This window comes from Acinetobacter sp. YH12043, assembly GCF_013419915.1.
In the GTDB taxonomy this organism is placed as follows: domain Bacteria; phylum Pseudomonadota; class Gammaproteobacteria; order Pseudomonadales; family Moraxellaceae; genus Acinetobacter.
The window spans coordinates 1-12,284 of record NZ_VOZD01000045.1 but is presented as its reverse complement, the minus strand read 5'-3'; the positions used below and the strand labels follow the sequence as shown (position 1 = coordinate 12,284).

The 12,284-nt window shown below is 33.1% G+C and carries 6 protein-coding genes; all 6 read right to left on the bottom strand.

What is annotated here, in order from left to right:
* Window positions 1–59: 59 nt before the first annotated feature.
* The 6 genes from FTU01_RS15045 to FTU01_RS15020 all read right to left on the bottom strand — a co-directional run bounded on the left by FTU01_RS15045 (window position 60) and on the right by FTU01_RS15020 (window position 12,149).
* The gene (locus FTU01_RS15045) at window positions 60–452 is read right to left on the bottom strand and encodes a hypothetical protein (RefSeq protein ID WP_180139928.1); all 393 of its coding nucleotides are present in this window, start codon (window positions 450–452) and stop codon (window positions 60–62) included.
* Window positions 453–602: 150 nt separating this feature from the next.
* Window positions 603–5,603, bottom strand: a complete 5,001-nt coding sequence (locus FTU01_RS15040) for a type ISP restriction/modification enzyme (protein ID WP_180139925.1) — start codon at window positions 5,601–5,603, stop codon at window positions 603–605.
* Window positions 5,604–5,683: 80 nt separating this feature from the next.
* Complete coding sequence (locus tag FTU01_RS15035) at window positions 5,684–8,332, bottom strand: toprim domain-containing protein (RefSeq protein ID WP_180139922.1); 2,649 nt, start codon at window positions 8,330–8,332, stop codon at window positions 5,684–5,686.
* A complete protein-coding gene (locus FTU01_RS15030; protein ID WP_180139918.1) occupies window positions 8,332–10,377 on the bottom strand; it encodes a hypothetical protein in 2,046 nt (681 codons plus the stop codon). Before FTU01_RS15030 ends, FTU01_RS15035 begins: the two co-directional genes overlap by 1 nt.
* Before the next feature lie 126 nt (window positions 10,378–10,503).
* Window positions 10,504–10,785: a LexA family transcriptional regulator gene (locus FTU01_RS15025; protein WP_180139915.1), complete on the bottom strand. Its 282-nt coding sequence runs from the start codon at window positions 10,783–10,785 to the stop codon at window positions 10,504–10,506.
* Window positions 10,786–11,540: 755 nt separating this feature from the next.
* The gene (locus FTU01_RS15020) at window positions 11,541–12,149 is read right to left on the bottom strand and encodes a ParA family protein (protein ID WP_180139912.1); all 609 of its coding nucleotides are present in this window, start codon (window positions 12,147–12,149) and stop codon (window positions 11,541–11,543) included.
* Window positions 12,150–12,284: the final 135 nt, after the last annotated feature.

Genomic DNA, 12,284 nt, shown 5'->3' with positions numbered 1-12,284 from the left:
TCCAAATACATTTATAATTAGCCTTAATATTAGTTGTATTTTTAAACCTAAATATAGACTTATTTTTTTTCCTTTTTAGGCTTAATTGAATTAAGTTGATTTGTCATAATTTGATTAAAATCCTCTTTACCTAGAACTTTTTTACATTGATCTAAAATTGTTTGTCTAATAAAAGTAGCCATTGAAATATCTTGTTCTTGCCCTAATTTTTTTACTGCTTCTTCGATTGCAGTAAGTTCTTCGACAAAAAGAGGGGTTGTAAGATTTCTGCCATGTTTTGTTCGAACTCGTTTAGCAACAGGGAGTGTATTTTTCTCGATAGTAATTACACTTTGATTACGAGTAACAATATTCATTTTAGAAGGTTGTTCGATGTTTTCTTTAACATCAGAGTTCACATCATTATGAGTGAATTCTGTATTTTGTCTGGCTGCTTTAAAGCGATTAGTCATATAATTACTCAATTTATGTTTTAAATATCATTAATTATAAACCTATTTTTATAACTAACAATACAACTAAAATTAAATTTATTAATAGCTGTTCTATTGGTTGTAAAGGTGGATTAAAAAAGCCCTTTCTATTTGAAAGGGCTTTTTTGCTTAAATATCTAATTTGGGTAAATTCTTCACAATTTTCATTGTTTCCAAGCTGACCGTAATCACACGCAAGAACAACTCTAATGGATATTTAGCATCACCCATTGTTTCAATCGCCCAATCATTCGCATCGTTCACAATGCCACTGTCTTTGTGCGTAGAAACGACTTGACGCTCCATAACCCATTCAAGTGCAGACTTACCATTCACCACGTAGTCATAAGCCTCTAACGGTATTTCACGGATAGTAATGGCATTGTTATAGACCACCGTATCCTTTTGATCCTTTTTCGGGAATTTCATTTTGGTCACATAAAAGTCTTTATCTTCCAATTGCTTTAATGATTTACCGCCTAAATCCAATTTGGCTTTGTATGGCTCTACCGTTTCATAGTTTAAATGCCAATGTGCCAAATCACGCCCTGCTTTAGAGAAAGCCCAGAAATCGTCAGCTTTTTTCACGCATGGGATACGTGGTAACTCTTTAGTCAAGTTGTCTGCATAACGAGTACGATAATCTTCACTGTGCAATAAACCATACACATAGTAGAAAATATCTTCCTTGCTAATCGTTTCAGTCGGGTAAGCATCTTGGAAATGCTTTAAACCTGCATCACTAATTGCATCTTTGCGAGTGTATTTTCCATCTACTATGTTGGATTTAGCTTGGCTAAATAGATCATCGTCATTATTCTCAGTTACATCATCTGCATACAAATAAAGTGGGAAGCATTGCCCTTTAGAAATACATTCTAAATCCATTATTTGATTTGAGATTAAAGTAGAAAATTCTTTAGTTGAACCTCGCCCTGTAACCGAAATAATGAGATTTTCCGCTTCTGCTGTAGGAAATATTTGTGGGATTTTACTTACACGATGCATCATAGGTGAATTAAAATAAACCCATTGGCTGCTATACGGTCTATATATTGCTTTTATTGAACTGCCATCTTCAAATTTGTAGTATTTATTACGAGCAACCTCTTTATAGCTATCGCCATACCAAGCAAAGTTTAATAAATCAATCTTAACAAAATCTTTCAAACTCCCACTAGTGAATTCCGAATTAAATCTCTCTACTTCCGAATTAAAAAATTCAATAGATTTCTTTATATTGTTAGCTAATATTTTTTTTGATGAATTATAGAACCATGCATCACCTCTAGGTTGCAGTCCTGTTGAATAATTCATAAATAGGGTGTGAGCTACATTCTCTTTTTTACTCCCCATTTCAATAAATTCACTAAAGCTATCATCACGTTGATTCAGCCAATCGTTATGTTCATCAGGTGTAATTGCCGTCCAACCATCAATTGCGGTAATACCATTGATACTGACTAGATCAGAAATTTTCTTTAATTTGTCTTCACGGCTCAGATAATCACCGATGTCATGAAAATAGATTTGACCATGTTGTTTTGCATTGGGATTTTTAACTAATACTGCAATCACAATTGGCGCACGACTACCGCCACCAAAGATTTTGCCACCTTCTTGTCGTGATCGTTCTCCTGATGTTCGTTGATTTCCTCGCAAATGGAAAAAATACAATGAGCTAAATTCATCAGCCAAACATTTGCGTAAACCATCGGCTGAATTTGAATCGATATAACCACCATTAGTCACAAAGCCAATAACTCCACAATCTTTAATACGATCACTCGCCCAACGTATTGCACGGATATAGGAATCGTAAAGTGAGTTTTTATTGGTTGAAGTCGTATGTTCAGCATAGGTTGTTCTAATGCGTTCATCCAAATGAGGATATGCAACATTGGCATTGTTATCGTTTGCCGATTCTTGACCCGCAGAATAAGGAGGATTACCAACAATAACCGTTATATCGAGGTTCTTCTGGCGTTTACGTCTTGCACTGTTATCTACCAAAACCTTACTGACTAAATCCTCTTTTTCGTACATTTCAAAGGTGTCGGTTAAACAAATCCCTTCAAATGGGGTGTATTCCATTTCAGGATTGATGGTTTTCATTTGATCGTGATATACGGTTTCAATGTTGATTGAAGCAATGTAATACGCCAATAAAACGATCTCATTGGCGTGGATTTCATTTTTATATTTATAAGTCAAACGATCCGCAGGAATTAAACCTGATTGAAGCAAACGGTTGATAAACGTACCTGTGCCTGTAAATGGGTCGAGAACATGGACGTTATCATCCGCAAAGGTTTTACCAAATTCGCTTTTGAGTACATCATTTACACTGTGAATAATAAAATCTACGACTTCAACAGGGGTATAAACAATCCCTAGTTTTTCCGTCATGCGTGGGAAGGCGTTTTTAAAGAATGAATCGTATAGCGTTAAAATAATGCTTTGTTTACCTTCGGCAGTATTGATACCTTCTGCTCTCATACGGACTGATTCATAGAAGGAATTAAGCGTATCCGCTTCTTTCTCTAAATGATGTTCATTAAGAGCATCAAGCACCTTTTGCATTGCTAAACTCATTGGGTTGTGTTCAGCAAAGCTATGGTCTTTAAAGAGTGCATCAAATACAGGTTTAGTAATTAAATGCTGTGCCAACATTTCAATGATTTCAGCATCAGATACGCTATTGTTTAAGTCATCACGTAGTTCATGTGCAAATTCATTAAATGCTGCAATTTCATTTGTATTAGCAGGATTCTCAAGAATGGCTTGAATACGGTCAATATGTGTTTTGGCAATTTTAGCAACATCACTAGCCCAATCTTCCCAATGATGGCGATTACCACATTTTTTTACGATTTTGGCATATAAAGCACGTTCAATTTCACCAACTTCAAATTCCATTTCGGTTTGCTGTGGCATTGGTGAGGCAGCTTGCCCAATAGATGATCCACCTCTAGCTTGAGCTTTTGCCTTTCGCTTTTTCCCTTCACTTAAACCCGATTGACCAGATGTTTCATTTCCATCAGTCGGTTGTGGCTTTGCTTTTTTAGCCTTTTTAACGACTTTATCTGCTATGGCAATGACTTCCATACGAGATACATCTTTGCCATTAAACTCAAGTTTATTAATCATGGCATCAAAGCGGTCATCATGTGCTCGTAAGGCATTTAATACTTGCCACACTACACGATAGGCTTCGTTATTATTTAATGCTTGTTCAGGCTCTACACCCGCAGGGATAACGACAGGTAAAATTACGTAGCCCAATTCTTTATTTGGAGCTTTACGCATGACACGACCCACAGACTGAACGACATCTACTTGTGAGTTACGAGGTGTAAGGAAAAGCACTGCATCAAGTGATGGAACATCAACACCTTCTGATAAACAGCGTACATTCGATAAAATACGGCATGTGTTTTCAGGAGCTTGTTCTTTTAACCAAGTGATCTTTTCTTTCTTTTCTGTTGCATTCATACCTCCATCAACATGTTTAACTTCGCAATTAAGTTTTAATGATGGATCAATATATGGATCTTCTTCTGTTCTGTACAAATGATCCATTTCTGCTTGTTGGTAGGCTTCAACAACAGCACTAAACATTTCAGTAATTTGTTTTGAACTTACCTTATGTTTTTTACCTTTGTATTCTTTTTCAATGACCTGACAGAAAGCAACTGCACGTTCCATTGGCTTAGCAACTGTACCATCTGGATTATATAAACCTTGTTTAGCTAGTGCTTTCCAACAGCCAACAATTTTTGCAGCATCATCAACTTTTAGAGAATTGTTTTCATCTTTTAATAAGCTCTGTAATTGGCGGTTAATATGGCTTTCTTCAACAGCAAGTACAATTACTTTGTAGTCACATAGAATCCCCATTTTTACAGCTTGTGAGAATGTGATGACATATAAATCTTCACCGTAAAGTGACTTATCATCCATTGAGCAAAGTGTAACTCCCTCTGTTTCTTTAGCTGTATCGCCATAAATACGAGGGGTAGCAGTCATATACAGACGTTTTTTTCCTTGTACATAATCATTGTTATGAATACGCACAAATTTAGACTCATCGTCACCCTCAAATGTCGCACCTGTGGTCCGATGAGCCTCATCACAAATGATTAAATCAAATTCAGGAAATCCTGCTTTTTGTGCTTCTGCAATAACATCAATGGAGTGATAGGTAGAGAACACGACGTTCATGTCCTCATTGGCTTCATTGGGCTTGAATAAATCTCTAGCTTTGAATGCTCGAACTAAACTTTGAGGATTAGTAGTAGCAGGAAATTTTAAATCGCTAATACCAACTACAATGTTGTCATCATCTTTTTTCTTACCAACATCACTATCGGAACACACTGCAAAGCTACGAATACCAATCATGGTATCTTGTGTCCACTCATCCAGCGTTTGACTTAATAATGCAAGGCTTGGCACAAGGAATAAGACATTTTTGCCACGACCTGCTAATTCTTCTGCAATACGCAACGAAGTAAAAGTTTTACCAGTACCACATGCCATAATCAACTTGCCACGATCAGCAGTTGTTAAAGCATGTTTTACTGCATTTAATGCAGGACGTTGGTGTTGGCGTAGCTGTTTCTTATCACGAAAAACTGGTTTCACATTTGGATCGAAATCAAATTGAGACCAATCAATCAAACTTGCCTCTAAATCAAGAAGTGAGATAGTTGCAACAGGCGGTTGTGCATCAACTAAAGATGATTTGGCATTGTCTGACCAATCATCCGTTGATGCCACAATATAACGATAGGCAAAATATGATTTACCCGACCCACCCAAAAAGCTATCAATGTCTTTTTTTTGAATTTTTGTAGTGTTGTAGTTTTTACATTGAATTGGATGAAAATCACCTTCAATAGTTACCGCTACGAGATCAATACCATAATCTCGTTTATCAGTAATATTTAATTTTTCACCATACTTTTCGACCCAATCAGAATACGATAATACATCGGTATAAATTTCAGCATATTTAGGCTCATTTAAAAAATATTGAACCATTAAATTCTCAAAAGAAGTTCCTTTATCTCGTTGTGTAACAGATACTTCCTTGATTTTATCTAATAGAGATAATAAAGCAGTCATTAGTATTCCTAGAACTAAAAACAAACCTAATAATACAACTAAATTTAGTTCTAATATTAGGTTTAAAGTTGAATTGCATGTTAGCTGTATTTGCCAATATTTTTCTGTTCTTCCTGCAATCTTTTTGCTCTGAAATCACAGTGAGAATTTGCGTAAGGACATGTTGAACAACCTTTACAAAAATCAAAAGGCTCTTTGATTTGATCAATTGTTGCCCCAAGTTCTTCAATTACTTCATTAACAGCATAATCATTAAATTGCATCACTTTTAAGCGTTTACCATAAAAAGTAGATCGCCCTAAATCTACTGAATCTAATAAACCTAAAGTTCGTAACTGTCTACCAATCCACTCTGGTCTTTGCCACTCTGGGATTTCATTGGTCATGTTTGCACCAAAATTTTCATCCAAAAGAGTACGCAACTCTAAGATTAATTGAGTAACAGTAAAGCGGATAAACCCATCTTTAATAAGATTTTTAACAGCTTCTTTAAGCACTTCAATTGGCTCATTACTTTCAAAAACTACGGTTCGCTGTTTTGATAACGCAGTTTCAAGTTTTTGGCTACATTCCTTCGAAATCATTGATGAAATAACTCTAAGGGGGAGAGCAATCTCATCAAAACGTCCAGATTTTTCATTATTTGCTAAAGCTAAATTTTCAATCTTATTGCAATTCATAAAGCCCCAAGCATGAAGCTCTTGTCGTAATTGCTCTATATGAGCAAAATCACTTGCATTCATTTTCTTGATAGTGCCTTTCTCACTATCAGGAATATGTAAGGTTTGGATTCGCAACATACGTGTACTCAGAATATCATCCGCACCAGATGTATTACTGATCATTTTGATACCGAAAAAATTAAGACGTTCTGTTTTCATTGTCTTAACATCGGTCCAAATCTTTTCTGCCGTATTCTTATTATAAGAAACCTTTAATGCCTGAACTAATTCACTAAATTGACCACCATCCTTACCACCTTTACTTGCAACCCCCTCAAGATCATCAAATACAACAAAACCTCTTGCTGCATCAATATGTCTAGCTGCTGAGGCTGCTGAGACTTGACCTATCACAGAACCATTGCATGATAGTTTAGACATGATAATGCCTGTTTGAGACTTACCTGTACCTGCTTGCCCATTTAAAAACAGGATTGGTACAGATTCAAAAACATTTTGAACATACGTTGCTAGAACAGTTAAAGAAAGAATCACATAATCTTCCTTTACAGGAAGCCATACTGATTTTTTCAAGACTTTATAAACATCCTCATAAATGTCTTTTGTTTCTCTGACTTTTAACTTGCCTTTAATATAAGCATCAATGTTGTTCCATTTCCAAGTGCCATAATCATTTGCTTTTGGCTCAGAACGAATCAACGTACCATCAGATAATCTAACAACTCTCTCAGAATCAGGGGTTCCCTTCGGTGCAGGGGATTTAACTGCTTTATGAACAGTGCCATCGGAACGAACAACTACTGTTTCATAGCGTTCTACAAAATATTCTTGGTTATATTCATCAAACTCTTTTTTTCGTACTAAAGTTTGAATTGGATAATACATTTTCCCATTTATATAAGCATTATTAATATCAATCGGGGATACATTAAACCTTCCCTCAATATTGAAATTATCTTGATGCTCATTTTCATCAATTTTTGTAGTACAAGTCGGAGCATCATCTAATAAAGCTAAAAATTCTTCGATACAACTATCAGCTTTAAAAAAGTCAGTCCAATCAGCCCCCCATTCAGATTGAGGCTTAACTTCACCACTGGCTGTATATTTTGCATTTTGAGCATAACTGATAGGACACTTAACACGATAACAATCTTTTGGAATATATTCCGTCAGCTTTTCCGCTATACGATCTCCGGCAGAATCATGATCATGTCCAAGATAGATTTTGTCGAATTTACCCCAAAAACTTTCATCTTTGAAAGTATCTGGAATACTAGAACCATGTGTACTTGAGCAAACTAAAATGTCTTTTAATAAGTTATTTTCTTTTAGATTCTGGTAAATAACCCACGCATCTTTAATGCCTTCACAAATAAAAATCTTGGTTTGCTTTCTATAAGGATGTGTAAAATAGGCTTGAGGTGAACCCTTCATCCATCCATTTTCATTCGTTGGATTTTGAGTTACATCTTTAATTGCATAATAAGCATTAACATTAGCAAAACTACCATCTTCTTTACGAATTGGGACAACTAAAGCATCTACTGTAGTTAAGCCATCTTGTCTCGTATAAGAAAAACTCAACCCAAGTTTGAACTCATTGATCGTTTCAATAGACAATGATCTTGAATACAAATACTGTAAGGCAGCTTCATTAGAATGTAGCCGAGAACTTAATTTTGCAGTCCAACTTTGTTTCGTTGCACTCTTTTTACTCTTACTTTCCGTTTTAATTGCATTATCTAAATTAAAATTAAAGATTTGAGCTATTTCTCTCAAAGCTTCACTTTTAGATACATTATTTTTAATACTATAAGCATCAATCAAATCAAAAGACTTATCACCACCATTAAAGTCTCGGCATAACCCCTTATGCTTTCCTTGAAGACATATTTTAAAACTTCCATTTCCAGAAGCTACAGCATCAAAGACATCACCAGTGACCCAATAATGTCCAACTTTTTTTCCGTTTGGATATATTTGTTTTACAAAGCTATCTAAGCTACCAAGAATAAGTTCTGAGACCTTTTTAAAATCATTCATTAAACAGCCTCCTCACTTAAATGATTATTCCAAAGTGAGAAAGCATCCTCATGCTTTAAATGTCCATAGTTATCTTTTACAGTTTGCTCACTATCCAGGAGCAGCAAAGCTGCATGATGGTAAGCCGAAGGAAATTTTTTTAAAAAAGTTGTCGCAACAATATCTCTAAAAAAGTGAACAGCTATACCCCCAACTTTTAAATCTTGATTTCCATACTTAGTAAAAAATGTTTGATTAATACTAGTAAACGCATTCGTATCTAACTTAATTTTTTTTGAAGTCACTAAAAAATAATCTGAAATTAGATCATCACCTAGAATAACTGATCGAGCATAGTTTATATAATCATCAATTATTAGACTTAAATTTTTTGGAAACTTATATACGAACGGATCTGGAATATCCGATTGATTAAAGTTTTTAAAACAATGCTTAGGAATGTAAAGCTCATAAAGATTTGTCTTTTCATTTTTGAAAATACACTCAGAATTTGGATGAAATCCAACTTTCATATCTCGCCAATTTCGAGATCGTAATGGAATATAAGACAAACAATTAATAATACAAATATTTCTCATCAATATAGCTTTATGATAACGAAATAATTTTTCTTGTCTTTCTATAGTTACATCTTCCAATGCTTTTGTTAGTGCATCATTTACATAATCAATAGGAGAATCTAAATCTAAAATTTTTCTGTTTTTCACTTTTACAGAGTCAGGGCTTTGAGTCACTTGTGATGATACTTTGTCCTTTAATTTTTTAAAATTTTCATAATTTTCAATAGATAATGTAACTAATTTATCTATTGAAATATTATATCGTTCACAGAAAACTTCTGAGTATTCAGAAAAAAAACAAAATTCTGGGTTCCACATAGGAGAAAATGTAGCAATCATCCCTTTATGATGTTGATGAATTGAAATATTATTTTTGTCTAAATCCACAAAGTAATCTCTGACAATTTTATATTGTGTTAAATTAAAGACAGTCAATTCATCTGCTTTTAGTTTACCAGTAGATGTAGCAAAGTTTGCAATCTTAACTAAATAAGAAATAAACATTGAAAATGATGGAACAGATATCCCATCCTTAATAATTTTCATTTTATTTGTGGTCGTTGCATTAAAAATATTTACAGAACCATCAATACGTTCATCTTCTCGTACAACCCATGCTTCATTTCGTTTTTTATCAATAAATTTTGATGTTTTATATTCACAGTAAAGAGCTGCTTCCTCTCTAAATAAAGTAGGCAACAACGATAAATCAAAAGCTGAATCTTTGTGTGCTTTTTTCTTTGATCTAATTTTTTGAGTATCTTTTAAATAATTATCCTCATTAATTCCCATTGGCTTAATAACGGAAGTTAAATACCCTTTAGGAGCTAAAGAAAGTTCCTCTACAGCAATCAAAATTGAGTACGGTTTGTAGCGTCTTGAAATTTTATGATGAACACTGGTATCCACAAAAATTGGAGATCGGCGACTAATCAACCATGCTTGTACTTTGACACGGTTTAAATAATTCACAGAAAGACACTTATTAATTTTATCAGCAATTACAGTAGCAACTTTTCCGTACTTCTTGCCATGTGTCTTAGAATGTAAATCAGCAATCGTATTTAGACAGAAAACAAATCGTTCATTTGGTGCCAAGTTCTCATCAAACTTTCCACTTGAATTGCTTTCGGATGAAATCCAATACTCGGTATCATAAAAAACAAGTATTTCATCAAAAATCAAAACAAAAGCTGATTTTAAAGCATGACAATTTGTATCTAAATAATTTGATTCTAATAATTCAAAAAAACATTTACGATTTTTATCGTAATCAATAAAGAAGAAATCAATGATTGATTTTTCAAAATTCACTAAATAGTTGTCTTTAATTAAAGCCGCAACTCTTTTAGTAAGTTGCTTTAAGGTCTTGATACGTAAAGCACTTTTCTCAGAAGAAAAACGCATATCAATAATTTTTTCAAGATTAATAAGAAAATCACTATAAATCTGCTGATTAATTAAAACACTTTTCTCTTTTTTCACTGCAAAATCTCACAAATACAATTAATTTGAAAGACATCTATGATTGTGAGAAAATATGCATTAGAACTGACACCGCCAAGAGTTAGTCTAATACAAGGCATTAATGCTTTTGCATTAATGCCTTTCTCATTTTTCGAAAGATGACTTAGATAAGTTTAATTTTTCATACGCATTTTGCGTCAATTCCAAATTACGTCTCAGACGTTCTCCTTTCTTTACTAAATAGCCTTTTTTCTCCAGCGCAGAAAGATACGGACTAACATTTAATGAGTTCAACTCAAGGAATGCTGCTATTTCACGTCTGGTTGGCATATAGCGATTTTCAGAAAAATAGTCATGCAGAAACTGCAAGACAACTAATTGTCTTGCAGTTAATGGCTGTAATTCTGAAATTTTTACGTTATCCATTTTTAGGCAATTAATACTATAACAATGAAAAATTATATCTTTGAACAATAGTTTGAACAATAGTTTGAACAAAAAAAATCAAGATTTTTTGTAGTAGAAATAAACCTGTAGAAATGCATTACTAAAGAAATAAAAAAAAGCGTGTCACAATCAAAAAGCGTGTCAGAAAATAAAAAAATTTAAGGTAAAACAAAATCTTAAATTAATGGATTAAGTGACATGCTTTTAGACATGCTATTGACATGCTTTTTTGCATGTCAGTAAATGCGAATCCATATTTAAAATAGCATGTCATAATAGTGTGTCATCAATAAATATATAATATATATAGCTTTTTTATTTTTTATGACATGTACTTGAAAATACAAGTCACAATATAATTAATATAAAAAACATATACTTATATAAATTAATGACATGCTTTTCCATATTTTATATATTTCCTTTAAAATTAATTTACAGATGCTATTTCTACTATTTTTTAATTTTTGACATAGTTATTTAATGAGTAATATTTAATTTATTAGACTTTCTATATTATATTATTGATTTGTAATTAATTTTTAATTTTTAATATATGTTCTATGTCATTTGGTTTGGAGGTGTGAAAAAATAATTTATTTTTTAATAAGTTTATGATTTTTATATATTATTTTATTTTTTGTCTTTTTATTGGATTTGCTTGGTTGTGTAGAAATATATTTAAAGGTCTTTTGAGGGTTTACCATGCTTTTACACATGGCAAATCTACAATTTCAGAGTAATTCAATGATTAATGAATTGAGTTCATCTTTTGCTTTAGATGCATTCATTTCAGTAACAGATTTACTTTCAATAATTGCATCTCTGAATTGCTTTCTTTCAAATAGAACTGTTTTTAACAGTTTAAATTGATCAAAGTCTTTGATGAAATCAATTGCATCTGGTAGTTCATTCGATCGTGGTGATGCACGATTAATAAGAACATAAGCATCTAAATCACTATTTATTTTTCTTGCAGTTGCAATCTTATCTTGCATGTATTCAAGAACATCTAAATCCAATAATGATGGTTGAGTTGGAACTATTAGTGTATTTGCAACTAAGAGTGCTTCACGAAAAATTGTAGAGTCTCGACCTGCTACATCAATAAGAATGTAATCATATTTACTATCGATTTCTTCTAGTTTGGTGAGTAGTTCTGAATGAACACCAATGCATTCTATATCATTGCGCTGTTTAGCCCATTTAGATGCTGATTGTTGCTCATCAGCATCAATCAGAATGCTTTTTCCTTTATTATTTAATGCAACTGCTAAATTTGTCGCAAGTGTAGTTTTTCCAACGCCACCTTTTCTATTTGCTATACATATAATTTTCGCCATTATACCACTCCAAATACATTTATAATTAGCCTTAATATTAGTTGTATTTTTAAACCTAAATATAGACTTATTTTTTTTCCTTTTTAGGCTTAATTGAATTAAGTTGATTTGTCATAATTTGATTAAAATCCTCTT

Coding starts and splice junctions, on each gene's coding strand:
- FTU01_RS15020 (WP_180139912.1), bottom strand. CDS start 12,149: ATGGCGAAAATTATATGTATAGCAAATAGAAAAGGTGGCGTTGGAAAA.
- FTU01_RS15025 (WP_180139915.1), bottom strand. CDS start 10,785: ATGGATAACGTAAAAATTTCAGAATTACAGCCATTAACTGCAAGACAA.
- FTU01_RS15045 (WP_180139928.1), bottom strand. CDS start 452: ATGACTAATCGCTTTAAAGCAGCCAGACAAAATACAGAATTCACTCAT.
- FTU01_RS15035 (WP_180139922.1), bottom strand. CDS start 8,332: ATGAATGATTTTAAAAAGGTCTCAGAACTTATTCTTGGTAGCTTAGAT.
- FTU01_RS15040 (WP_180139925.1), bottom strand. CDS start 5,603: ATGACTGCTTTATTATCTCTATTAGATAAAATCAAGGAAGTATCTGTT.